At 74.6% G+C, this 24,126-nt stretch carries 22 protein-coding genes; 7 read left to right on the forward strand and 15 right to left on the reverse strand.

Annotation, left to right across the window (positions count from 1 at the left end; genetic code table 11):
• Positions 1-130 precede the first annotated feature (130 nt).
• Positions 131-1,249: a LysR family transcriptional regulator gene (locus ACTWP5_RS18650; protein WP_443222132.1), complete on the forward strand. Its 1,119-nt coding sequence runs from the start codon at positions 131-133 to the stop codon at positions 1,247-1,249.
• A 34-nt stretch (positions 1,250-1,283) separates the two neighbouring features.
• Here ACTWP5_RS18650 and ACTWP5_RS18655 read toward each other — a convergent pair whose 3' ends face one another.
• Positions 1,284-2,066, reverse strand: a complete 783-nt coding sequence (locus ACTWP5_RS18655; RefSeq protein ID WP_443222133.1) for a VOC family protein — start codon at positions 2,064-2,066, stop codon at positions 1,284-1,286.
• Positions 2,067-2,217: 151 nt separating this feature from the next.
• Entirely contained in the window at positions 2,218-3,489 is a 1,272-nt protein-coding gene (locus ACTWP5_RS18660; protein WP_443222134.1) for an MFS transporter, read from the reverse strand.
• A gap of 94 nt (positions 3,490-3,583) precedes the next feature.
• Here ACTWP5_RS18660 and ACTWP5_RS18665 point away from each other — a divergent pair, with 94 nt between their 5' ends.
• Positions 3,584-4,669 (forward strand): LysR family transcriptional regulator, encoded by a 1,086-nt coding sequence (locus ACTWP5_RS18665; RefSeq protein WP_443222135.1) that lies wholly within the window; start codon positions 3,584-3,586, stop codon positions 4,667-4,669.
• Here the strand turns inward: ACTWP5_RS18665 and ACTWP5_RS18670 are convergent.
• From ACTWP5_RS18670 to ACTWP5_RS18695, 6 genes are all read right to left on the reverse strand, one after another.
• Entirely contained in the window at positions 4,626-5,531 is a 906-nt protein-coding gene (locus tag ACTWP5_RS18670) for an anchored repeat-type ABC transporter permease subunit (protein ID WP_443222136.1), read from the reverse strand. The genes ACTWP5_RS18665 and ACTWP5_RS18670 overlap by 44 nt on opposite strands.
• On the reverse strand, positions 5,531-6,265 hold the full coding sequence (locus ACTWP5_RS18675) for an anchored repeat-type ABC transporter ATP-binding subunit (RefSeq protein WP_443222137.1): 735 nt from the start codon (positions 6,263-6,265) through the stop codon (positions 5,531-5,533). The genes ACTWP5_RS18670 and ACTWP5_RS18675 overlap by 1 nt, the downstream gene beginning before the upstream one ends.
• A complete protein-coding gene (locus tag ACTWP5_RS18680; RefSeq protein ID WP_443222138.1) occupies positions 6,262-7,611 on the reverse strand; it encodes a choice-of-anchor M domain-containing protein in 1,350 nt (449 codons plus the stop codon). Before ACTWP5_RS18680 ends, ACTWP5_RS18675 begins: the two co-directional genes overlap by 4 nt.
• 139 nt (positions 7,612-7,750) lie before the next feature.
• Positions 7,751-9,241, reverse strand: coding sequence for an anchored repeat ABC transporter, substrate-binding protein (locus ACTWP5_RS18685; protein WP_443222139.1), 1,491 nt, complete (start codon positions 9,239-9,241; stop codon positions 7,751-7,753).
• A 110-nt stretch (positions 9,242-9,351) separates the two neighbouring features.
• Entirely contained in the window at positions 9,352-10,464 is a 1,113-nt protein-coding gene (locus ACTWP5_RS18690) for a choice-of-anchor M domain-containing protein (RefSeq protein WP_443222140.1), read from the reverse strand.
• 210 nt (positions 10,465-10,674) lie between these two features.
• Complete coding sequence (locus ACTWP5_RS18695) at positions 10,675-11,337, reverse strand: choice-of-anchor M domain-containing protein (RefSeq protein WP_443222141.1); 663 nt, start codon at positions 11,335-11,337, stop codon at positions 10,675-10,677.
• 184 nt (positions 11,338-11,521) lie between these two features.
• Between ACTWP5_RS18695 and ACTWP5_RS18700 the strand changes: the two genes are divergently transcribed.
• Both ACTWP5_RS18700 and ACTWP5_RS18705 read left to right on the forward strand, forming a co-directional pair.
• A complete protein-coding gene (locus ACTWP5_RS18700; RefSeq protein WP_443222142.1) occupies positions 11,522-12,637 on the forward strand; it encodes an adenosine deaminase in 1,116 nt (371 codons plus the stop codon).
• 347 nt (positions 12,638-12,984) lie between these two features.
• Positions 12,985-13,329, forward strand: a complete 345-nt coding sequence (locus ACTWP5_RS18705) for an ATP-binding protein (RefSeq protein ID WP_443222143.1) — start codon at positions 12,985-12,987, stop codon at positions 13,327-13,329.
• 28 nt (positions 13,330-13,357) lie between these two features.
• Here the strand turns inward: ACTWP5_RS18705 and ACTWP5_RS18710 are convergent, their stop codons facing one another.
• The 4 genes from ACTWP5_RS18710 to ACTWP5_RS18725 form a co-directional block, all read right to left on the reverse strand.
• Positions 13,358-14,101, reverse strand: a complete 744-nt coding sequence (locus ACTWP5_RS18710) for a VanZ family protein (RefSeq protein ID WP_443222144.1) — start codon at positions 14,099-14,101, stop codon at positions 13,358-13,360.
• Between the two features lie 180 nt (positions 14,102-14,281).
• Complete coding sequence (locus ACTWP5_RS18715) at positions 14,282-14,971, reverse strand: hypothetical protein (RefSeq protein ID WP_443222145.1); 690 nt, start codon at positions 14,969-14,971, stop codon at positions 14,282-14,284.
• A complete protein-coding gene (locus ACTWP5_RS18720) occupies positions 14,968-16,608 on the reverse strand; it encodes a sensor histidine kinase (RefSeq protein WP_443222153.1) in 1,641 nt (546 codons plus the stop codon). Before ACTWP5_RS18720 ends, ACTWP5_RS18715 begins: the two co-directional genes overlap by 4 nt.
• 223 nt (positions 16,609-16,831) lie before the next feature.
• Complete coding sequence (locus tag ACTWP5_RS18725) at positions 16,832-17,509, reverse strand: response regulator (protein WP_443222146.1); 678 nt, start codon at positions 17,507-17,509, stop codon at positions 16,832-16,834.
• A 184-nt stretch (positions 17,510-17,693) separates the two neighbouring features.
• Here ACTWP5_RS18725 and ACTWP5_RS18730 point away from each other — a divergent pair, with 184 nt between their 5' ends.
• Positions 17,694-18,512 (forward strand): SigE family RNA polymerase sigma factor, encoded by an 819-nt coding sequence (locus tag ACTWP5_RS18730; protein ID WP_443222147.1) that lies wholly within the window; start codon positions 17,694-17,696, stop codon positions 18,510-18,512.
• 259 nt (positions 18,513-18,771) lie between these two features.
• On the opposite strand, the gene ACTWP5_RS18735 is transcribed toward ACTWP5_RS18730, so the two are convergent.
• The 3 genes from ACTWP5_RS18735 to deoC are packed head-to-tail and all read right to left on the reverse strand — an operon-like array spanning position 18,772 to position 22,253.
• Positions 18,772-19,650, reverse strand: a complete 879-nt coding sequence (locus ACTWP5_RS18735; protein ID WP_443222148.1) for an aldehyde dehydrogenase family protein — start codon at positions 19,648-19,650, stop codon at positions 18,772-18,774.
• Complete coding sequence (locus tag ACTWP5_RS18740) at positions 19,643-21,274, reverse strand: aldehyde dehydrogenase family protein (RefSeq protein ID WP_443222149.1); 1,632 nt, start codon at positions 21,272-21,274, stop codon at positions 19,643-19,645. Before ACTWP5_RS18740 ends, ACTWP5_RS18735 begins: the two co-directional genes overlap by 8 nt.
• A gap of 13 nt (positions 21,275-21,287) precedes the next feature.
• On the reverse strand, positions 21,288-22,253 hold the full coding sequence (gene deoC / locus ACTWP5_RS18745; RefSeq protein WP_443222154.1) for a deoxyribose-phosphate aldolase: 966 nt from the start codon (positions 22,251-22,253) through the stop codon (positions 21,288-21,290).
• 218 nt (positions 22,254-22,471) lie between these two features.
• Here deoC and ACTWP5_RS18750 point away from each other — a divergent pair, with 218 nt between their 5' ends.
• Both ACTWP5_RS18750 and ACTWP5_RS18755 read left to right on the forward strand, forming a co-directional pair.
• The gene (locus ACTWP5_RS18750) at positions 22,472-22,984 is read left to right on the forward strand and encodes a SigE family RNA polymerase sigma factor (protein ID WP_443222150.1); all 513 of its coding nucleotides are present in this window, start codon (positions 22,472-22,474) and stop codon (positions 22,982-22,984) included.
• A 104-nt stretch (positions 22,985-23,088) separates the two neighbouring features.
• Complete coding sequence (locus tag ACTWP5_RS18755; RefSeq protein ID WP_443222151.1) at positions 23,089-24,084, forward strand: hypothetical protein; 996 nt, start codon at positions 23,089-23,091, stop codon at positions 24,082-24,084.
• Positions 24,085-24,126 lie beyond the last annotated feature (42 nt).

The raw sequence follows: 24,126 nt of genomic DNA on the forward strand, positions 1-24,126 counted from the left end.
GCCCCCGCGCGGCGCGTCGGTCCAACGCCTGTTCGGCGCGGATTCACGCGTTCGTGTTGTGGGTCGTTAGGCTGCCGAGGAGGCGAGGGCGGCTCAGGGCGCGAGGAGCCGACGGGAGGAGGCGCGGGCGGTGGGAACGACGACGGATCCACGGCTGCTGCGCGCCTTCGTCGCGGTCGCCGAGGACCTGCACTTCACGCGGGCGGCGGCGCGCCTGTACGTCGCGCAGCAGGCCCTCAGCCGCGACATCAGGCGGCTGGAGCGGGACTGGCGCACGCAGCTGTTCGTCCGCAGCACCCGGCGGGTGACGCTCACGCCGGAGGGCGAGCGGCTGCTGCCCCACGCCCGGCGCGTCCTCGCGGCCTGCGACGAGCTCGCCGCCGCCGTCGAGGCGGGAACGGGCGCGGGCGGCGCGGCCCGGCCGCTGCTCGTCGACGTCGGCGCGCCCGTCTCGACCGGGCAGCGGGTGCTGGACGCGGCCCGTCGCGCCGCGCCCGAGCGGGAGTTCGTGGCGCGCTTCCTCAGCGGACTGACCGGGGCGGCGGCCGAGATCGCGGCGGGGCGGCTGGACGTCTCCTTCGGGCGGATCGCCGGCCTCGACCCGGCGGCGCGCTCGGGGCTGGACCACCGCCTGATCCGCCAGGAGCGGGTCGCGGTGCTGCTGCCCGAGGACCACCCGCTGGCCGCGCTGGCCGAGGTGCCGCTCGGCGCGCTCGCGGGGGAGACCCTCTACGCGGGGGCGGGCAACCCCGACACCGCCGAGTGGACCGACTACGCCCGGCGGCTCTTCGCGGGGAGCGGCGTGAGGCTGGCCGCGCCGTATCCCCGGATCGAGGGCGAGGCCGAGTTCCGCAGGATCGTGCGGCGGCAGGGGTGGTCGGTGCTGGCCAGCGAGGTCTTCACCGGGGTGCCCGGCATGGCGTTGCGCCCGCTGACCGACCCGGTGGCGCTCTCTCCCGTCTCCCTGGTCTGGCGCAGAGGGCTGCGCCATCCGGGGCTCGACACCCTGCTCGCCGCCGCCCGTGGCCTCGCCGCCGCGGAGGGCTGGCTGCTACGGGCCCCGGGGCGGGGGGTGTGGCTGCCGGAGGACGACCGCCGCCTGCTGGTGGGGGACGCGGACGGCGTCGAGGACGCGCACGGCGTTGAGGGCGTTGTCGACGACGCGGGCGTCGAGGACGTGGACGGCGCGTCGCCCGGCGAGGGTCCGGCCGGCGACCGCCGCGACGGCCGTCAGCGTCGCGACGGCTGACCGGCCCACGGGCTCGGGGGAGGAACCCGCGGGGTCAGGGGGCCGACGGGGTGAGGACCACGCAGTCGGCGCCCGCCGGGTCGAGACAGATCGCGAGCCGGCCGACGCCCTCCGCGTCCTCCGGCCCCATCTGGACCCCGCCGCCGAGGTCACGGAAGCGGGCGACCGTGGCGTCGCAGTCCTCGACGGCGAACACCGGGTGCCAGTAGGCCATGCCGCCCGTCAGCGCCAGGTCCTCGCGGGCCATCTCCATCAGACCGCCCTGCATCAGGTCCTCGTCGCCGCCCGCGGGCGTGAGGAGGGTGTACGGGCCGCCGGTCGGCATCGGCATGTCGCTGGTCTGCCAGCCGAAGACGGCGTCGTAGAACGTCTTGGCCGCGTCGGCGTCCGTCGTGTACAGCTCGGTCCACGTCAGGGTGCCCGGCGTGTTCACGGCCTCCAGGCCGGCGGTCTTCCCCGGCTGCATGGCGGCGAACTGGCCGCCCTGCGGGTCGCTGAACTGCGCCATCCGCGCCTCGCTGTCGATGTCCATGGGCGCGACGCGGACGGTGCCGCCGGCCTGCCGCACGGCCTGGGCGGTGGCGTCGACGTCGGCGGTCGCGAAGTAGATCATCCACGCCGACCGGGCGCCCTTCTCGGTGAGCGGCCCGAGCGCGGCGACGGTCTTCCCGTCCCGTTTGAAGAGCCCGTACTGGTCGTCCATGGCCTGGTACTGCCAGTCGAGCGCCGCTCCGTAGAACTCCGCCGCGGCGGCCACGTCGGGCGCGCCGAGGTCGAGCCAGCAGGGGGAGCCGGGAACGTAGTTCGTCGTGATCATGGTGGTGGCGCCTTTCGCATCGCTGACCTGGTCGGCTGCGCGTTCCGCGCGGACGGCGGGTACCCCCTCGCCCCCCCGTCCACGCGTCACCCACGATCGTCAGCGGTCACCCACGGTCACCCGTGCTCACGACGTCCCCGGCGCGGTGGCCTCAGGCCGCCGTGGTCAGCACCCGCCGCCGCAGCACCCGGGCGCGGGCCGTGGCGTAGAGGGTGATCGCGGCCGTGGCGGTCAGGGCCGCGACGGCGAGGACCACCAGACCGTCCCAGGCCGCGTGGCGGAAGATGACCGCGCCCGCCGTGCCGCCGACGCTGGCGCCCACGTAGTACGCCACCTGGTAGAGCGCCGACGCCTGGGCCCGCCCGTGCCGGGCGGTCCTGCTGACGGAGCCGGAGGCCACCGCGTGGCCGAGGAAGAAGCCGCCCGTGATGAGCACCAGGGCGAGCAGCACGACGACCAGCCGGTCCACGAGGCTCAGCAGGAGGCCCGCCGTCACGGTGACGATCGCGGCGTAGAGCGCGCCGCGCCGGCCCAGCCGGTCCGTCACCGGGCCCGTCACCGAGGAGGAGCCCGTGCCGACGAGGTAGATCACGAAGACCGAGCCGGCCAGGCCGGCGGAGAGCCCGAAGGGCTCGGACACCAGCCGGAAGCCGATCACCGTGTACACCGCGCTGAAGGCCACCATCAGCAGCATGCCGATCGCGTACAGCCGCACCAGCAGGGGCTGCGAGAGGTGGTCGGCGACCACGCGCAGCACGGCCCGTGGGCGGATCGAGGCGGGGGTGAAGTTGCGGGGCGCGGGGAGCAGCAGCCGGTAGGCGACGGCCGCCGCGAGGGCGCCGAGCGCGAGCGCGGCGAGCGCGGCGCGCCAGCCGTAGCCCTCGGCCACCCAGCCGGTCAGGACGCGACCCGACATGCCGCCGACGCTGTTGCCCGCGATGAACAGCCCGACGGCGCCGACGGTGGCCCGCGAGGGCAGCTCCTCGGAGAGGTACGCGACGGCGGAGGCCGGTATGCCGGCGATGGCCGCGCCCTGGAGGGCGCGCAGCGCGATCAGCGTGCCGAGGTTCGGGGCGAACGGGACGAGCAGCGCCAGCACCACGGCGGCGGCGACGGACAGCGTCATCACCTCGCGGCGGCCGTAGCGCTCGGAGAGCGTGCTGAGCGGCAGCACGGCGGCCGCGAGGCCCAGGGTCGCGGCGGAGACGGTCCAGCTGGCCTGGTCGGGGTGGACGCCGTAGGCGGCGGCGATGTCGGGGAGGAGAGCCTGCGTGGAGAAGAGCATGGCGAAGGTGGCCATGCCGATGGCGAACAGCGCGAGGTTGACGCGCAGCGTGCCACGTGACGGACGGGAGGAGAGGGGTGAGGCCGCCGCGGTGGCGGGGGCCTCGACGGCCTGGGAGCTGGTAGGTGCAGGCTGCATGCACTCGACGCTAGATCGCTCCGGCTGATGCGTCCAATGCATCATTGAGGGGCTAATCATGTTCGTTTCGTATCAGTGAAGGTGGGCGAGGGGCATGTCATCCCGGGGTAACGAAAGAGACGTCTCGGCAACAGGGTCCGCGCGGGCCAGGGAGCCCGGCGAACCCGGCACCCCGTCCGGGGCCCCGTCCGGCGCCTCGCCCGGCTTCCCGTCCGGCGCCGCGCCCGACCTCCCACGGGACCTCCCGGTCGACATCAAGGCCGACTCGTGGGCCGCGGTCCTCGCACCCCGCCTCGCCCAGTTCGCCGGCGTCGCCCGCCACGAACACGTCACCCAGGCCGCCCGCGAGCTCGCCGTGCCCCAGCCCACCCTCAGCCGCGCCGTCGCCCGCCTCGAGGCCGACCTCGGCGTCGCCCTGCTCGCCCGCCACGGCCGCACCGTCTCCCTCACGCCCGCCGGCCGCGCCTTCGCCCGCGCCGTGGAGCGCGCCCTCGCCGAGGTCTCCCGCGCCGCCGAGGCGGTCAGGGCGGACGCCGACCCGTCCTCGGGCAAGGTCGCCTTCGGCTTCCTGCACACCATGGGCCCGGAGACCGTGCCCGAGCTGATCCGCGAGTTCCGCACCGACCACCCCGGCGTCCGCTTCGCGCTCGTGCAGAGCTACGGCGAGGACATGATCGAACGCATGCGCGCCGGCGAGCTGGACCTCTGCCTGACCTCGCCCATCCCCGGCGACCCCGACCTCGTCACCCGCCGCCTCGGCGAGCAGCGGCTCTTCCTCGCCGTTTCCGAGGGCCACCGGCTGGCCGGCCGCCGCCGCGTGCGGCTGGCCGAGGCGGCGGGCGAGCCGTTCGTCACCCTCGAACCCGGCTACGGGCTGCGCCGCCTGACCGACGACCTCTGCGAGGAGGCGGGCTTCCGGCCCCGGATCGCGTTCGAGGGCGAGGAGCCGGAGACGCTGCGCGGCCTGGTCGCCGCCGGCCTCGGGCTGTCGCTGCTGCCGCCGCCCAGCGTCCCCCGCCCCGGCGTCCGGGACCTCGCCGTCCTCGCGCCGCCCCGGGCGGTGCGGGAGATCGGCGTGGCGTGGATGGCGGGCCAGCGCGACTCCCGCCCGGTCGCGGACTTCAAGCGCTTCCTGCTCAGCGGGCGCGGACAGGCACGGGTGGTGGCCCGGTATCCGTGACCGGCCGGGGCCGGCCCCGGCGCAGCCACCGCACGAGCAGGCCGTGGCGCGGCGCCAGCAGCCAGGCCACCGCGAACATCGCGGTCAACGTGATCACGATCGTGCCGCCCGCCGCGAGGTCCCGGTGGTAGGAGACGTACAGCCCCAGCAGCCCGCCGGACGCGCCCAGCGCCGCCGACAGCAGCGTCATCACGCCGAGCCGGTCGGTCAGCATCCGCGCCGTCGCCGCCGGGGTGACGAGCAGCGCCAGCACCAGCACGTTCCCGATCGCCTGCAAGGACATGACGATCACGACCGTGACCAGCACGTACAGCAGCAGGTCCAGGCGGAGCACCGGCAGCCCGGCCGCGCGCGCCGTCTCCCGGTCCAGCGCGACGGCCACCAGCTCCTTCCTCACCGCCGTCGCGGCCAGCAGCAGCGCCGCGCCCATCACCGCCACGGCCCACACGTCCGCCGTGCTCACCGCCAGGATCTGGCCGAAGAGGAACGACGCCAGGTCGGTGCTCCAGCTGTCGCGGGTGGACACCAGCACGATGCCCAGGCCGAAGGCGAACGCGAAGAACACGCCGATCACCGTGTCCTCCCGCAGCCTGCGGTGCTGCGAGACGAGGGCGATCAGCACCGCCGTGACCACCCCCGCCACGGCCCCGCCGACGAGCAGGTTCCCGTGGAAGGCGTAGGCCACCGCCACACCGGGGAACGCCGAGTGCGCCACGGCGTCGCCGATGAACGCCATGCCGCGCAGCACCACGAACACGCCGATCACGCCGCAGACCGCCCCCGTCACCAGCGCCAGGGTGAACGCCCGCCGCATGAAGACCAGCTGCCACGGATCGGCCACCAGCTCCCAGACGCCGGCCATCAGGCGCCCACCGCCGACCGCAGCCCGAAGGCGCGCAGCACGCTGCCCGCGTCCGCGAGCAGCTCGGGTCCGCCGACCGCCGCCACCGTCCCGTCCACCAGCGCCACGCGGTCGCACCGCTCGGCGGCCGAGGCCAGGTCGTGGGTGGCCATCAGCAGGCCGGTGCCCGCCGCCCGCAGCTCGGCCAGGAGCTCGCCGAGCAGCCGGCGCGTCGGGGTGTCCACCCCCGTGAACGGCTCGTCGAGCAGCAGCAGCCGGGGCGCGGTGGCCAGCGCCCGCGCCACCAGGACGCGTTGACGCTGGCCACCGGAGAGCTCCCCGACCGGTCGCCGGCACAGCGGGGTGAGCCCCACCCGGTCGATCGCCTCGGCCGCCGCCCGGCGGTCGGCGGCGCGCGCCGGGCGCAGCCAGCCGACCGCGCGGGTGCGCGCGGCCAGCACCGCGCCCGCCACGTCCACGGGGAAGTCCCAGGCGAAGTCGTGGCGTTGCGGCACGTAGCCGACCAGGGGACGCGCGGCGGCCACGGGCCGGCCGTCGACGCGGACCCGCCCCGCGGCCAGCGGCACCAGGCCGAGCGCGGCGCGCAGCAGCGTCGTCTTGCCCGCGCCGTTGGGCCCGATCAGGCCCACCAGCTCGCCGGGGTGGAGCGTCAACGACGCGTCGCGGAGCGCCGTCCGGCCGCCGAGCGTCACCGTGACGGAGTCGAGCCGCAGCAACGGCGCGGGCTCGTTCACGCCGCGGCCCCGCCGCCACGACGCCGCAGCCGGGTGGCGTACCAGGCGGCGAGGCCGCCGAGGCCGGCCAGCGCGAGGGCGAGGCCGGTCAGCAGTCCCGGCGAGGCGCCGGCGCCGGTCTCGGCCATCGCGCCGCCGGGGCCGCCCGTGGCCGTGCCGTCCGTTCCGCCGCCCGTGTCCGTGCCGTCCGAGGAGCCGTCCGTGGTCGTGCCGCCCGACGTCCCGCCCGTCGCCCCGGCGCCTGCCCCGCCGCTCGTCCCGTCCGAGGAACCGCCGTCCTCACCGCCGCCGCCCGCGCCGCCGGCACCGCCGCCTCCCGGCGGGCTGACCGTGTCGGGGTCGACGTCGCCGACCGCGAAGGTGAACGTCTCGGTGTCGCTGACCGTCTCGCCGGACGCGAGCGTCCCGCTCATCGTGAGGTCGAGCGCGTAGACGCCCTCCGCCGTGAAGGCCCAGCCGCCGTGGGCGTGGGTGTTCTGCGGCACGTCGATCGCGTCGGGCGTGCCGTCGGCGCTGTGGAAGAGGACGTTCGGGCCGCCGAACGGGTCGCTCAGGAACAGCGAGAAGTCGCCGGGCCCCGACACCCCCTCCAGACGGAACTCCACCGGGCCGTCGATCACGCCGGGGCCGACGTTCTCGGTGCTCCACCCGGGCCACAGCAGCCCGTCCTGCTGCACCTGGTCCAGCAGCCAGACCGGGTCCCCGGGCGCGCCGAGGAAGTCGAAGCCGCCCCCGGAGGGGACCTCGCGTCGCGACGCGGGCAGGGCGTGGAGCACGACGGCGCTCGGCTCCCGCCACGTCGACTCGCCCGGCACCGTGCCGTCCTTGATCTGGAGCTGCAACTCGCCGTCGAGCACGCGGGCGGCGAGGTCGACGTGGCCCTCGTCCAGCACGACCCGTTCGGTGGCGGCGGCAGGCTGCTGCTCTCCGGCCTGCGTGGGTGCGGTGACCAGCACCTCGTACGCGGTGGCGCGGCCCTCGGCGTCGGTCAGCGCCATCTCGTAGGCGCCGGGTTCGGCGAAGGCCCACCGGACCTCGTCCGCGCCCCCCGCCAGCGTCAGGCCGTCGGCCGGGAGCTCCTCGCCCGGTGGGAGCACCAGCTCGCCGCCGGCCGCCTCGTAGACGGCGACGGGGGCGGGGCCCGCCAGCGCGGTCAGCGTCACCGGGCCGTCCGCCGGCTCGGGCATCGCCAGCTCCCACACCCGCTCGCCCGGCTCCGCGCCCGGGTAGGGCGCCGTGGTCAGCTGCTCGGTGCCGAGTTCGACGCTGGCGCGCGGCGTCTCCGTCTCCCGGGCGCTCGCGGTCGCGGTCGCCGTCGACGCCCCGCCCACGGCGAGCGTCGTCACCGCGACCGCCACGGCGCTCGCGCGCCGCCCGCGTCGGCGGTGCCGGCGTCCGTGGTGTCCGCCCTGTCCGTGTGGTCCGTGTGGTCCGGTCCTCATGGTCCTGCCTCTCCGATTGCTCTCGTGTGGACGTCTCGCCTGGTCAGGCGAGGCACCGGGCCAGCTCGTCGGCGTTGTGCCGCATCATGTCCAGGTACGTCGTCACCTCGTCGTCGAACGCGTCGCCGTAGATCACGCAGACGTCCGTGTCGTGGTCGGCCGCGACCTGCCGCAGCACGTCGCCGCGGGCGGCGAGGTTCGGCTCGACGAAGACGGCGGGGACGTCCCGTTCGGCGATGGTCCGGCCCAGCTCCTCCACCTCCGCCGCGCTCGGCTCCCGACCCGGCACGGGCACGACGAAGCCGGCCACCTCCAGCCCGTAGGCGCGGGCCAGGTACCCGAACGCGTCGTGGGTGGTGATCAGCTGACGGTTCGCCTCGGGGATGGTGGCGAGGCGCTCGCGGACGTGCGCGTCGAGCGCGTCCAGCTCCCGCAGGTACGCCTCCGCCCGCTCGGCGTAGCCGGCCGCGCCGGCCGGGTCGGCCTGGCTGAGCGCCTCCTCGACGTGTCGCACGTACGCCTCGGCGTTCCGCACGTCCTCCCAGGCGTGGGGGTCGAGGTCGCCGTGGACGTGCTGGCCGAGGACGGCCTGCGGCAGCACCCACAGCTCCTCGCCGGCGCGGCCTAGGAAGCGGTACGCCTCGCCCTCCGGCACCGCCTCGACGGCCCGGTCGGGCACCTCGATCACCACCTCGTCCGCGGCGTGGTGGACCCGCTCGCCGGTGGTCTCGTCGTCGTGGCGGACGCGGAGCTCTCCCGTGCCGGCGTGGAGCGCGACGTCGGCGTGGCCGCCGTCCAGCACCGTGGCGGTGCCGGGCACCGCCGTCCGGTCGCCCACGGCGAAGGTGACGGTGCCGCGCCCGGCGGGAGAGGTCCGGCCGTCGAGGGTCTCGACGTGGCCGGTCAGCTCCAGCCGGTAGACGCCCGGTTCGGTGAACGCCCAGTTGACGTGGGTGTGTGCCTCGGGCGGCAGCGTCGTGGTGTCCGTGTCGGGGGCGAAGCCGTCGGAGGAGTCGACGTGGGTCCGCGGGACGCCGAGGGTGTCGGTCAGGTAGACGAACATCTCGGCGGTGTCGCTGGGCGCCTGAAGTCCGGTGGCGGTCAGCCTCACGTGGGAGCCCTCGCCGGGCACCCGGCCCTCGACCGCCAGGCCGAGCCACAGCACGTCGAGCCCGAGGTCCTCCTCGAACGGGATGACGCTGCCCCCGTACTCCTCCAGGTTCTCGGTGAGCTCGACGACCGGGACGTCGTCGCGGGCGTTGGCGTGGACCATCCGCATGATCCCCGGCTCCTCCAGGAGCAGGCCGTTGCCGAGGACGAGGTCGGCCTCGGTGACCCTGGCGGCGTCGGCGGGGCTCGGCTCGTAGGAGTGCGGGTCGCCGTTGTGCGGCACGATCGAGCTGACCGCGACGCGGTCGCCGCCGACGACGGAGGCGAGGTCGGCGATGATCGGCGTCGTCGCCGAGACGGTCAGCGCCGCGTCGCCGTCGCCCTGCCCCGTGCCGCCGCCGCAGGCGGTGACCGCGACGGCCATGGCCGCCGTGGCCGCGACGGCGGCTCTGGCTCTGGCTCTGGCTCTGGCGCTGGCACCGGCCCCGGCCCCGGCTCGGGTGCTCGCCCCGGTGCGGGGTGTCGCCTGGGGCCTCATGCGGCGTCCCCGAGCCGCGAGCGGCGCAGCAGCGCGCCGCCGACGCCGACACCGACGAGCAGCGCAGCCCCGAGGGCCAGCGGCACCACGCCGCCGCCCGTGGCGGCCAGCTCACCGCCCGCCGGCCCCGGTCCGGCGCCGGCCGCGCCCGCTCCCGTGGCGCCGCCGGCACCGCTCGTACCGTCCGCGTCGCCCGTTCCGCCGGGCGTCCCGGCATCCCCGTCCTCCGGTTCCTCTGGATTCCCGGGCTGTTCGGGCTGTTCCGGCTGTTCGGGTTCCTGTGGCCCGCCAGGCTCCTCCGGCTCCCCGGGTTCCTCCGGCCCGCCAGGCCCACCGGGCTCTCCCGGCTCTCCCGGCTCCCCGGGCCCCGGCAGTTCCACCTCCCACGGGTCCACGTCGTCGCCGACCACCGCCGTCACCGTCCCCACGTCGCTGACGCGTTGACCCGATGCCAGCGTCGCGCTCATCTGGAGCCCGATCCGGTGGACCCCCTCGGCGGTGAAGAACCACAGCGGGTGCGCGTGGGTGTTCGGCCGCAGCTCGACCGCGCCGGGCTCCGGCCTCGTGCCGTCGACGTCGAGCCGGATGACCGTGCCGAGCTGCGGATCGTCGGCCCATCCACCCAGGTGGAAGCCGTCGGGGCCCGTGACCTCCGCGAAGTCCGCCGTCACCGAGCCACCGTCGACCAGGTCCGCGGGCAGCACCTCCTCGGTGTTCCAGCCCGGCCACAGCAGCGAGGAGTCGTGGGTGACGCCGCGGTCCGTCCACACCGTGTCACCGGCCCGCCCCAGCTGGTGGGGGACCACCCCGTCGGGGGCGTCGGGGATCTCCCACGCGTGCCGGGCGTCGAAGTGCAGGACGACGTCGTGGGGGTCGCGCCACACCGCCTCGCCGCCGGCCGTGCCGTCCTTGATCGCGAACTCCAGCCGCCCGTCGGTGGTCAGCCGGGCGGCCAGGTCCAGGTGCCCCGAGGACAGCACGACGCGGCCGTCGTCCCCGGGGGCCGTGGTCTCGGCGGTCGGGGCCGCGGCGACCGCCGGCGACAGCGCCGTCGCCCAGGCCGTCGCCCCGGTCAGCGACGCGGCGAGCAGTCGTCTCAGGGATGGCATGAAGTGCTCCTCACGGGCGGCCGGAGATAAAGAGGCCGGAGAAAGAGGGAAGAGAGGCGAAGAGAGGGGGGCGCGCGGCGGAACCGCGCCGGGGCCGGCGGTGGCTGCCTCCCGGGGAGGACCGCGGCCCCGACGCGGGGCATGGGGACAGGCGTGCGGGGCGCCGGGGCGCGCGCTCCCGCGCGCCCCGGCCCCGCTTGCCTGTGCCGCCTAGCCGACGGAGACGGCGAGCTCCGCCGTGGCGGGCGGAACCTCGGTCCCGTCGGCGAGGGTTCCCGTGACGGTGAACGTCAGGGCGTAGTCACCGGGCTCGGTGAAGGCCCAGTTGGCGTGCAGGTGGTCGTGGGCGTCCAGCGTGGCGGCGTCCTCGCCGTCGAGGCCGTCGCCGCTGTCGAGGATCCGGGTGTCGGCGGGGCACAGGCTGTTGGCGTACACGCTGACGTCGCCGGGGCCGCTGACGGCCGTCAGGGACACCGTCAGCTCGTCGCCGGCCAGCACCCCGTCCTCGATGTGGGCGGAGAGGCCCGGCCACAGCAGCTCGGGGTTCTCGACCTCGGGCAGCCGGTGGACGGTGTCGCCCGGCGCGCCGAGGAAGGCGTGGCACGTGCCGGACGGCACGGTGTGGGCGGCGGCCGGGGACACCCGCAGGACGACGTCGGACGGCTCGTACTCCACCCCGTTGACCTCGTCGTGGACATGGACGTGGAACGCGCCGTCCGTCAACTCCACGCCGAGGACGTCGACGTGACCCCGGGACAGCTCGGTCGGCTGGAGGGCGGCGGCCGGGGTGACCAGCACGGCGCAGGACAGCGTGGCGGCGATCCCGCCGGCGACGGACAGGGCGCGGGCGAGGGGGCGGGTGGGTCTGGACATCCGCACGGCAGACCTCTCTTGAGGAGAACGCGATGAAGTGAGGCAGCCGTGAGAGACGATAATCGTTTTCATTACCGGATGGCAAGGGGCGGTGGCGCTGATCACAGGACCGCGGTACCGCGCTCCGGGAGGGCGACCGCAGGGGCGGCCGAAGGGCGCCGCCCGCAACGGCTAGCGTGGTGCCGTGACTCTCCCCGACCCGCCGCCACCGACGCCCGAGCAGATCCGCCGCGCGCCCAAGGTCCTGCTCCACGACCACCTCGACGGCGGCCTGCGCCCCGCCACCATCGTCGAACTCGCCCGCGACCAGGGCCACGACGCGCTGCCGGAGACCGAGCCCGAGGCCCTGGGCCGCTGGTTCAGGGAGGCGGCCGACTCCGGCTCGCTGGAGCGGTACCTGGAGACGTTCACCCACACCTGCGCGGTGATGCAGAGCCGCGAGGCGCTGGTCCGCGTGGCGGCCGAGTGCGTCGAGGACCTCGCCGCCGACGGCGTCGTCTACGCCGAGGTGCGGTACGCGCCCGAGCAGCACCTGGACGGCGGCCTCGACCTCGCGGACGTCGTCGAGGCGGTCAACGAGGGCTTCCGCGAGGGCGAACGGCGCGCGCTGGCCGTCGGGCGCCGTATCCGCGTCGGCGCGCTGCTCACGGCGATGCGGCACGCCGCCCGCGCGCTGGAGATCGCCGAACTCGCCAACCGGTACCGGGACCAGGGCGTCGTCGGCTTCGACATCGCCGGAGCGGAGGCCGGGTACCCCCCCACCCGGCACCTGGACGCCTTCGAGTTCCTCAAGCGGGAGAACAACCACTTCACCATCCACGCCGGGGAGGCGTTCGGCCTGCCCTCGATCTGGCAGGCGCTCCAGTGGTGCGGCGCCGACCGCCTCGGGCACGGCGTGCGGATCATCGACGACATCGAGGTGGCCGAGGACGGCACGGTCCGCCTGGGACGGCTGGCGGCGTACGTGCGCGACAAGCGCGTCCCGTTGGAGCTGTGCCCGAGCTCCAACCTCCAGACCGGCGCCGCCGCCTCCTACGCCGAGCACCCCATCGGTCTGCTGCGGCGGCTGCGCTTCCGCGCCACCGTCAACACGGACAACCGGCTGATGAGCGGCACGAGCATGAGCGCGGAGTTCGAACACCTCGTGGCGGCGTTCCACTACACCCTGGACGACATCCAGTGGTTCACGGTCAACGCGATGAAGTCCGCCTTCATCCCGTTCGACGAGCGGCTGGCCATGATCAACGACGTGATCAAGCCCGGCTACGCGGAACTCCGCGCCGAGTGGCTCTTCCGTTGACGGTCAATCCCGCGATCCTCGCGTTCATTCTTTCCGGCGAACGTCGTGCGGTCGCGTGTGAGTCCCACCGGGAGCGATTCTCGACGCCGCCCACCGCGAGTCGGTTCACGGTCTCGCCCCGGTAGCCGGCGTGACCAGGGGGGATGAGGCGCCGGGTCCACGGGGCCGCGCCGCGGCGGGCCGCGTTGGGCCGGGCGGGTCACGAACAACGGCGCGTTTTTCGATTCATTGCGACGCCGCCGTGCCACTGGCTACGGTCGCCTCGCCGCTCGAAATCCTGAAGAACCCTGAAGAACTCGGTGCGGAAAACCCCACTCAAGCACTCTCAGCTCAAGGACTGGTTAGCGATGAAGCACGCGACCATCAAGACGCTCGGTGTCACCGCCCTCGGCGCCGCCCTCGCCGCCGTCGGCTCGGGCGCCGCCAACGCCGCCGTCACCGACGGCGTCCAGCGGACCGCCTCCGACGTGGTGCGGACCCTGCCCCTGGACGACACCGCCGAGAACCTGCCGGGCGGGAGCGGCGAGATCCTGAAGGCCGGCACCGACCTCGTCGCCGGCGCGGACAAGCTCCCGCTGGCCGACGACACCCTCTCCCACACCACGCAGGGCCTCTCGTCGTCCGACGCCCTCGGCGAGGCCACGTCCGGGCTGCTCGGCGGCCTGCCGGTCACGGACCTCGTGGGCGGCTGACCCGCGGACCGTCTCCCGCGACAGCACGTCAGCGCGACAGCGCCGCGCCCCGCACCGCGTGGGGCGCGGCGCCGTTGTGTGCGGGGACGGGGCCCGGGGAGTCCGTGGGCCACTCCGCCGAGCGGCCGCGGTCCCGGCCTCGGTCACGGATCCGACTCCGGGCGTGGCGCACGCCGCGCGCCCCCGGCTCCGCGTGCTCGGCCGGCGCCGCCGGCCCGCCGGCCCGACCCTGCCCGCGGCCGAGCCCCCGGCGGTGCAGCACGGTGCCGCGCGGCTGCGTGCCACCGCCGCCCCGTGCCCGTCGACCCACCAGGCGTGCGCCCTGCCGCAGCCGCAGCCGCAGCCGCAGGCGCGCGGGGTCGTCCAGGATCACCGCCCGCAGGCAGCCGTAGCCGGCCAGGTGCGTGAGCGCGACCCCGAGGGTGTTGAGGATGGCCGAGTCGACGTCGGCGACGCGGCTCGACGTCAGGCTCTGCGCGAACTCGATGAGGAGCGCGAGCACCGCCCCCACCGCGACCGTCCGGCAGAAGGACGCGAACCGCCCGCCACCCAGCCGCCGGCTGAGCAGCGGCAGCAGCAGCCCCAGCGGCGCCAGCCGCAGGGTGCCGGCGGCCAGGCCGCGCAGCGCCGCCACGGGGCCGCGGTCGAGGTCGGTTCTGATGGTGTGGAACGGCTCCAGGTTCGCGGGCGAGACCCACAGCACCGACAGCGGACGCAGGGAGAGCCAGCCGACGAGGGCGAGGTGGACGGCCAGGAGAACCAGCGCCGCCACCCGTACTCTCGCGGGGACCTCACGTACCGGGGGATGGCCGCTCCCGCCGGGGAGGGAGGGACCACCCTTCCCGCCCGCCGGCCCGATGGGCCCGACCGAGCCCGCTGGATGTTGCCGCACGGTAACCAGGACGCCATGGGCGGTGGGGGTGGTTCCGCTCGTCGGCCCGGGTGACGGGCCTCACCCCACCCCGTGGCCGTGCGTGGCCGTCGGCGCGGTGCGGGCGGCGATGCTGCACAGGTACGACTTCGGCCGCTCGCTCGACGAGCCCGGCGGGCCGCTGAGGACCACGGAGTCGCCGTTGCCGATGCCGTCGGCGTTGGCGAAGGTGCAGATGAGCTGGCGGAGCGCGGGCGCCGGGAGGTCACCGGGGCCCTGGCTGAGCCGCAGCACCGGCAGCGAGTCGGCGGTGGCGGGGCTCGCGACCGAGACGGCGAGCGTCGACGGCACCTCGGTGAGGAAGCCCGCCGTCCTCTCCTCCCGTCCGGGCCCCTGCTGGAGCTGGTCGAGCAGCGTCTCGGCGAGCACGCCGGTGTCGGTGGGGATGGTCATGCGGAGCTTCCGCTCGACGGGCTGCACCTGCGAGCCGCAGACCAGGTAGATCTCGGTGCCGTCGTCCCGGTCTCTGGTCGGTTCACCGCTGGAGGGCACGGCCGGGGCGTCGCAGGTGGCGCGCGTCGGGGCTGGGCCGCCGTCGACCGGCAGCTCCGTGCCCCTGATCCCGCAGGCGGAGACACCCGCCAGGGCCACCAGGCCCGCGAGGCCCACGACGACCGCTCCCGTCCCGATGGCCGGGGGCCGGCTCCGCCCGGCGCCGTGCGCGCGGCGCGTCGGGGGTATGTGTCCTATCCGGCGACGTGTCCGCGTCATGAGGCTCCCTCCCCGGTGACGGGCCCGCCTGCGCGCCCGCCGTCCCGGTCATCGCCCCCGTCGTCGACCTCGATCCCGACCCCGACCTCGTCGACCCCGTCGAGCCCGTCCAGCCCCTCCACGTCCCCGTCGCCGTCCGGCGCGTCCGGCTCGCGGGGGAGGCGGAGCGTGAAGACCGCGCCGCCGCCCGGCGCGTTGCTCGCGCTGATGTCGCCGTTGTGCAGGTGCGCGTTCTCCAGGGCGATGGACAGGCCGAGGCCGCTGCCGTCGGACCGCGGCCGGGAGGCGCTCGCCTTGTAGAACCGGTCGAAGACGTGCGGCAGTACCTTCTCGGGTATGCCGGGACCCTCGTCGGAGACCTCGATCACCACCTCGTGGCGGCCGTCGTTCTCCTCCTCCCTCACCGAGACCCGCACCGGCGCGCCGCCGTGCTTGAGGGCGTTGCCGATGAGGTTGGCGAGGATCACGTCCAGCCGCCGGGGGTCGACGCGGGCGATGATGCCCCGCTCCGCGTCCAGCTCCACCGCGTCCAGCCACGCCCGGTCGTCGATGCAGGCCGTGACCTGGTCGGCGATGTCCACGTCGTCCAGCACGATCCGCGCGGTGCGGGCGTCGAAGCGGGTGACCTCCATCAGGTTCTCGACCAGGACGTTCAGCCGCCGGGTCTCGCTGACCACCAGCCGCACGGCGGGCGCGATCATGGGGTCGAGGTTGTCCGCCTCCTCCTCCAGCACCTCGGTGACGGCGGTGATCGCGGTCATCGGGGTCCGCAGCTCGTGCGACATGTCCGCGACGAACCGGCGGCTGGCCTCCTCGCGCTCGCTCAGCTCCTCCACCCGCTGCTCCAACGAGGCGGCGGCGCTGTTGAACGAGCGGGTCAGCTCCGCCAGCTCGTCGGCACCCCGCACCTCCAGGCGGGTGTCGAGCTTGCCCTCGCCGAGGCGCCTGGCCGCGTCGCTCAGCCGTTGCACCGGGCGGAGCACGGTGGTGGCGGCGGCCTGCGCGAGGAGCACCGAGCTGATCACCGCGAGCGCGGTGGCGATGCCGAGCGACCAGGCCAGGGAGTTCAGGTCGTCGCGCTCGGCGGCGAGCGAGGCCAGCATGTACCCCGTCGGGCCGCCGCCCACCACCTTCGATCCGGCGACGAGGTACGGGTCGCCGTGGAAGGAGACCCGCTGCCAGTACAGGTGGTAGGTGGGGCCGTTGCCGCTGTCGCCGCGCGGCTCCAGCACGGCCTCCGTCAGGGAGGACGGCACCATGCCCCGGTGGAAGAGCTCGGGGTTGGACTCGGCCGTGCACACCGCGTCGACGCCGTCGCCCGCGGCCAGCGGCTCGCTGACGTTCTCGTCGTAGAGCAGCACGTGGTAGTTCTGCGTGGTGTTGGACATGGCGGTGGCCATGCCGCGCAGGTCGTCGCAGCTGTAGTCCTCGGGCAGCACGCCGGCGTTGTTGCCGAGGGACTGCTTGAAGTCGCTGAGCGCGGCGTTCTGCGCCCGGGTGAGCACGGCGTCGCGGTTGAGCCAGTACGCGATCCCGGCGACGGAGACGGCCGCCACCAGCGCCACCAGCGCGAAGACGGTGACCAGCCGCAGGCGCAGGCTCGTCAGCCGCAGCACGCTGCGCAGCCGGCTCTTCACGCAGCGGCGGTCGTCCTCCTCCGGGCGGGCGGAGTCCTCGCCCGGCGCGCCGCCGGGCCCGGGGCCCCCGACGCCCGCGCGGTCGCCGTCGCGCCGCGTCCCGCGCCGTGCGTCGGGCCGTGCCGCGTACCGTGCCCGGCTCTGGCCCGGCACGCTCTCGGCCACGGTTGGTCCGTCACTCACTCCACGATGTCCTCTCGCGTCCCGCCGTCGCCGTCACGGGTCACGAGGGCGCGTCGAGCCGATAGCCCACGCCGCGGACCGTCCTGATGAGCTTGGGGGAGGAGGGCACGTCCTCCACCTTCGCGCGCAGCCGCTGCACGCAGGCGTCGACGAGGCGGGAGTCGCCGAGGTACTCGTGCTCCCACACCAGGCGCAGCAGCTGCTGCCGCGAGAGGGCCTGGCCGGGACGGCGGCTCAGCTCCAGCAGCAGCCGCAGCTCCGTGGGGGTCAGCTGGAGGTCGGTGCCGTTCTTCGTGACCGTCATGGCGGCGCGGTCGATGACGATGTTGCCGAAGGTGGCCGAGTCGTGAGCGTCGCGCTCGCCGCGGCGCATCACCGCCCGGATCCGGGCGTCCAGCACCCGCCCCTGCACGGGCTTCACCACGTAGTCGTCGGCGCCCGACTCCAGGCCCACCACCACGTCGATGTCGTCGCTACGCGCGGTGAGCAGGATGATGGGCAGCTGGTCGGTGCGACGGATGCGGCGGCACACCTCGAAGCCGTCGATGCCGGGCAGCATGACGTCCAACACGATGAGGTCGGGGCGCTGCTCGCGCAGCAGCTTCAGCCCGTCCTCGCCGGTCGGGGCGGTCACCACGCGGTGACCCTGGCGGGTCAGGCTCATCTCAAGCGCCGTGCGTACCGCCTCGTCGTCCTCGATCAGCAACAGGAAAGCCACGCGGGCCATTCTTGCGCATGGACCGTCCGGAGTTCGACCGTCTCGCCCGAGAAGACGGACGGGCCCCTGTGACACCGCTGTGACAGTCGGGGGACTCGGCGATGAAACTGGCCGTGCACTGTATTCCGCAGCGGATTCACCCGACAGGCAACACGCGGACGAACTCCACGAGGGGGAGCGGGACATGGGCGTACGGAACGGCATCTCCACCACGGCGACCGCTACGACGCTCATCAACACTCCGGTGGTTCCCGTCCGCTGTGGGGAGAAGGCTGGTGTCGCGGGAAGGCTCGGGGGTCGCCGCGGCATCGGGCACCAGCGGCCGTCGCACCTGACGGCCGTCGGTCCCACGGGGGCGGGGGCCCACCAGGGGGGACCCCGGGGGAACGGGGGAGCTCACGGGGGAACGGTGGGTGCCGGGGGGAACAGCGGGGGGACCGGTACGTACAGGGAGAACGGGGGTGCGCGGCGCCAGGGGGGCACGGAAGCGGAGTTCACCGCCTACGTGCGTGAGCGTCGCGCCTCCCTGTACGCCACGGCCTACCACCTGACCGGTGACCGGCACGAGGCGGAGGACCTGCTGCAGAGCGCGTTGCTCTCCACCTACCGGGCCTGGGACCGGATCGCCGACAAGGCCGCCCTGGGCGGATACCTGCGGCGAACCATGACAAACCTGCACATCAGTGCCTGGCGTCGGCGGCGGCTCAACGAGTACCCGACCGAGGAGCTGCCGGAGTCGCCGGGCGAACAGGACACGATGCGCGGCACCGAGCTGAGGACCGTGCTGTGGCAGGCGCTCGCCCGCCTGCCCGAGCAGCAGCGGACGATGCTCGTGCTGCGGTACTACGAGGGCCGGACCGACCCGGAGATCGCCGACACGCTCAACATCAGCGTCGGCACCGTCAAGAGCAGCATCTGGCGCACGCTGCGCCGGCTCCGCGAGGACGAGGCGCTCAGTCTCGGTCGTGACCAGGAGGAGTGCTTCGGCGAACTGGTCGCCTGAGAACCGGGGGAGAGTGGGGGAACGGGGGAAAGCGGGGGGAACGGGGGAAAAGCGGGGGAAACCCGAGGGGAGACCGGGGGATACGGGGAACGGGGGAGCGGGGGAGGCGCGGGGTCCAGTCGACCGGGGGGTTCGACGGGGCCCCGCGCCGTTTCCTGTCGCGGCGCGGGGCCGAGTGCGAGGCGTCGAGTGAGAGGCGTCGAGTGTGAGGCCGAGCGCGGCGTCGGAAGGGGGCGGGCCGGACCGGGCGCCGGCTCGTTCAGGCACCCATCGGGTGCCACACCGTCTTCGTCTCCAGGAAGGCCAGCAGCCGCCCCGTGCCCGGGTCCGCCGCCCAGTCCTCCGCCCCGGGGTCGACCGCCGGCCGGCGGACCCGCTTCAGCGTGCCGGCCGCCGCCGCCTCCCACTCCGCCGCCAGCGTCGGCTCGCCCGCGGCGCCCGTGAGGTCGAGCGCGTTGACGTCCTGGTGGGCGGCGAGCGGCGGGGCGAGCTCCGCGAGGCGTCCGGAGAGGATGTTGACCACGCCGGCCGGCACGTCGGAGGTGGCCAGCACCTCGCCGAGGGTCAAGGCCGGCAGCGGCGCCGTCTCGCTGGCGACGACGACCACCGTGTTCCCCGTGACGATCACCGGGGCGAGGACCGAGACCAGGCCGAGCAGCGGCGCGTCCCGGGGCGCGAGGACGGCGACGACGCCGGTCGGCTCCGGGGTGGAGAGGTTGAAGTACGGTCCGGCGACCGGGTTGGCCGCGCCGGCGACCTGGGCCACCTTGTCCGACCAGCCCGCGTACCACACCCACCGGTCGATCGCCGCGTCCACCTCGGCGTCGGAGGCGCCGTGGGCGACGAACTGCTCGCGGCGGTCCTGGAGCATCTCGGCGACGCGGTAGAGGATCTGGCCGCGGTTGTACGCCGTCGCGCCCGACCAGCCGGGGAACGCCTTCCGCGCCGCCACGACGGCGTCACGGGCGTCCTTGCGGGAGGCGAGCGGCGCGTTGGCCAGCCAGCCGCCGTTCTCGTCGGTCACCTCGTACACCCGTCCGCTCTCCGAGCGCGGGAACTTCCCGCCCACGAAGAGCTTGTACGTCTTGTACACGCGCAGCCGCGGCGGCCGTGCCGTCATCTCTGACCTCTCAGACATCGAGGTACGCCCCCAGACCGTGGCGGCCACCCTCGCGGCCGTATCCGGACTCCTTGAACCCGCCGAAGGGCGAGGTGGGGTCGAAGCGGTTGAAGGTGTTGGACCAGACCACGCCCGCCCGCAGCCGGGAGGCCAGCCACAGGATCCGCGAGCCCTTCTCCGTCCAGATGCCGGCCGACAGGCCGTAGGGCGTGTTGTTCGCCTTCGCCACGGCCTCCTCGGGGGTGCGGAAGGTCAGCACGGACAGCACGGGGCCGAAGATCTCCTCGCGCGCGATGCGGTGGGCCTGCGAGACGCCCGTGAAGAGGGTGGGCGCGAACCAGAAGCCGGAGGAGGGCAGCTCGCAGGCCGGCGACCAGCGTTCCGCGCCCTCGGCCTCCCCGGCCTCCGCCAGCTCGGTGATGCGGGCGAGCTGGGCGGCCGAGTTGACCGCGCCGATGTCGGTGTTCTTGTCCAACGGGTCACCCACGCGGAGCGTCGCCATCCGCCGCTTCAGCGCCGCGAGCAGCTCCTCGGCGATCGACTCCTGCACCAGCAGGCGGGATCCGGCGCAGCAGACGTGGCCCTGGTTGAAGAAGATGCCGTTGACGACGCCCTCGACCGCCTGGTCCAGGGGGGCGTCGTCGAAGACGATGTTCGCCGCCTTGCCGCCGAGCTCCAGGGTCAGGCGCTTGCGGGTGCCGGCCACCGCCCGCGCGATCTCGCGGCCGACCTCCGTGGAGCCGGTGAAGGCCACCTTGTCGACGCCGGGGTGGGAGACCAGGGCCGCTCCCGTGGCGCCGTCGCCCGTCACGATGTTGACGACGCCGGGCGGCAGGTCCGCCTGGCGGCAGATGTCGGCGAAGCGCAACGCGGTCAGCGGCGTCGTCTCGGCGGGCTTGAGGACCACCGTGTTGCCGCAGGCGAGGGCGGGGGCGATCTTCCACGCCAGCATCAGCAGCGGGAAGTTCCACGGGATGACCTGCCCGGCCACGCCGAGCGGGCGCGGGTCCGGGCCGAAGCCGGCGTGGGGGAGCTTGTCGGCCCAGCCCGCGTAGTAGAAGAAGTGCGCGGCGACGAGCGGCAGGTCGACGTCGCGGGACTCGCGGATCGGCTTGCCGTTGTCCAGCGACTCCAGCACGGCCAGCTCGCGCGAGCGCTCCTGGATCAGGCGCGCCAGGCGGAAGAGGTACTTCGCGCGCTCCCGGCCCGGCAGCGCCGACCAGGCGGGGAACGCGTCGCGCGCCGCCCGCACGGCGGCGTCCACGTCCTCGGAGCCGGCGTGGGCCACCTCGGAGAGGACCTCCTCGGAGGCGGGGGAGATCGTCTTGAGCACGCGGCCGTCGGCCGCGTCCCGGAACGAGCCGCCGATGAAGAGGCCGTGGGAGGGGGCGAGGTCGGCGACGGCGCGGGACTCGGGCGCGGGGGCGTAGGAGAAGAGGTCACCGGGGCGGCCGGCGGGGCCGGTGCCCGTCGCGGCGTCGGACCGCTGGGGCTCCTGCTGGGCCTCCCGCTGGGTGTCGCGCGCGGTGTCCGGCTGGTCCTCCGGCTTGGCGGCGGCTCTGGCGTTCCGCCTGGCCGGCCTCTTGTCCGGCCTGGCGTCCGGCCTGGCGTCCGGCCTGGCGTCTGGCTTGGCGTCCGGCATGGGTCAGTCCACCTCAGTCCACCGTGACGTAGTCGGGTCCGGAGTACGCTCCGGTGCGCAGCTTCTGGCGCTGCATGAGCAGGTCGTTGAGCAGGCTGGAGGCCCCGAGCCGGAACCAGTCCGGGCTCAGCCAGTCCTCGCCCGCCGTCTCGTTCACCAGCACCAGGTACCTGATCGCGTCCTTGCTGGTGCGGATGCCGCCGGCGGGCTTGACGCCGACCTGGCGGCCCGTGGCGGCGCGGAAGTCCCGCACCGCCTCCAGCATGAGCAGCGTGTTCGCGGGCGTGGCGTTGACGGCGACCTTCCCCGTGGAGGTCTTGACGAAGTCGGCGCCGGCGAGCATCGCCAGCCAGGAGGCGCGGCGGATGGCGTCGTACGTGCTGAGCTCGCCGCACTCCAGGATCACCTTCAGGTGCGCCCGGCCCGCGCACACCTCGCGCACGGCGCTGATCTCCTCGAAGACCTTCAGGTACCGGCCGGAGAGGAAGGCGCCCCGGTCGATGACCATGTCCACCTCGTCCGCGCCGGCCTCGACCGCCTCGCGGGCGTCGGCGAGCCGGACGGAACGGGACGCGCGGCCGGCGGGGAAGGCCGTGGCCACCGAGGCCACCGCGATGTCGGAGGCGCCGGCGGACCGGAGGGTCTCGCGGGCGACGGGCACCATGTCCGGATAGACACAGACGGCGGCGACGCGGGGCACGCCGGCGTCGACGGGATCGGGTCTGGCGCCCTTGGCGCACAGCGCCCGCACCTTGCCCGGGGTGTCCGCTCCCTCCAGCGTCGTCAGGTCGATCATCGAGATGGCGAGGTCGATGGCGTGGGCCTTGGCCGTGGTCTTGATCGACCGCGTCCCGAGCGCCGCGGCGCGGGACTCCAGGCCGACGGCGTCGACACCCGGCAGGCCGTGCAGGAAGCGGCGCAACGCGCCGTCGGAGGCGGTCACGTCCGCCAGGTCTCCGAGGTCCCTCAGCTCCAACATGGTCACCACACCAGCATATCTACGCGTGTAGTGGTCTGTCTGCGGGGCGGGCTCGCGGACGGCTCGACCCCGGCCGGCGACGGGCGCGGCGACGACCGGGGCAGCGGGTTGTCAGGGGTGTGGGGGAGGCTGGGGGCGGCGGCGAATCCAGGCCCACCGGGCGGGCAACCGAATCGCGCGGGGTGGTGGTCAGGAGGGTGAGGGGGTGCCCCAGACAGATGAAGGCACAAGACGAAGAAGACTTCCAGGAGTTCGTCCGCGGCAGGTGGGCGAAGCTGATGCGGATCGCGTATCTCCTCACGGGTGACAGACACCTCGCGGAGGACCTCACGCAGACCGCCCTGGCCAAGGCCTATCGCTCGTGGCACCGCGTGCGCCGCAGCGACAGCCCTGACGCCTACGTCCGGAAGATCCTCGTGAGCTGCGACAGGGACCGCTTCCGCAAGCGGCGCGTCCCCGAGCACCTGACGGACGTGCCACCCGACGTCGCGGCCACCCAGGACGACATGGCCCGTGCCGACCAGCGTGCCCTGCTCGCCTCGGCACTCGCAGGGCTGCCACGCCGCCAGCGCGCGGTCGTGGTCCTGCGGTACTGGGAGGACCTCTCGGAGGCGGAGGTCGCCCAGACCCTGGGCTGCTCGGTCGGGACGGTCAAGAGCCAGGCGGCGAAGGCGCTGTCGAAGCTCAGATCGGTCCTCCAGGCGGTCCCCGCCGCGGCCACCAGCCCCTGACCGGGCGCGGACCGGACGCGGACCGGCCCTCTGCACCACTCCTCACACCACCAGACCGTTGTCGCCCCGAGCCGGCGCGTTCGCCGGCCGAGGAGGGATCTCTCATGCCTGACATGACCAGTCCGTTCGACCCCGACGGCGGGGGCGAGTCCGCCGTCGAGGCGGAGCTGCGCCACCTGCTCGCCGAGCACGCCGACGGCTTCGCCCCGCGCGCCACGCCGTACGCCTCGATCGTCCGGCAGGGCCGTGCCGCCCGCCGCCGCGGCAGGATCGCGCTGGGCGCCGGTGCCGCCGTGATGGCCGCCGCCGTCCCCGCCGCCACCCTGGCCAGCGGAAACCTCTGGCCCGGCGGCGAGGACGAGTCGGACCTCACGGCGCCCGCCGCGCCCTCCGGCGGCGAGCAGGAGGAGCAGAGCCGGCCGTCCCCGACCACCCCCGAGGGCGCGCAGGGCCCGTCCGACCCGGAGCGCCAGCTGCTGGACGGCATCACGCTGGAGCAGGCCAACACCTCGCTGGAGCGCTGCCTGGAGGAGTTCCCGGTGGAGCTGGACGGCGGCTTCCCCGAGATCCCGGAGGGGGAGAGCAGCGGACCCGTCGAGCCCCCGGGCCCCTCCGACGTGGCGCCCGAGGATCTGCGCATCCTCTTCGCCTGGATCAACCAGGGCGACGAGAACAGCGGCGTCGAGCCGATGACGCGGGTGCTCGCCGTGAGCGAGGACGCCGAGGCGGACCCGCAGGTCCAGCTGGTCTGCGCCGACCGGGCCAGCGGCAGCCAGGGCGTGCAGTCCTCGGTCGGTTCGCTGACCCTGGACAACGGCCTGCCGGTGTACCCGGACCCCAACGCCAGCCGGTACTACGGTCCGATGATGGGGGAGTGGGAGCTGCCCTTCCGCTGGGCGGACTTCGGCCTCGTCTCCCCCGAGGTCGATCGCGTCACCGTGACGTACGGCGGCGAGACGGTGGAGGCCGTCCTCGAAGCCGGGTACTTCATGGCGGCGGGGATATCCGAGGTCGAGTCGGCCGGCCCGCCCCACATCGTGGGATACGACCCCGGCGGCTGGGTGGTCTACGACTCGAACGACGACCCCACGTACCACTGAGGCGGCACCGCACGGTGGGCGTGGGGGCCGGAGTGCTGGCGG

Source organism: Streptomyces sp. 4N509B, assembly GCF_052245655.1.
Taxonomy (GTDB): domain Bacteria; phylum Actinomycetota; class Actinomycetes; order Streptomycetales; family Streptomycetaceae; genus Streptomyces.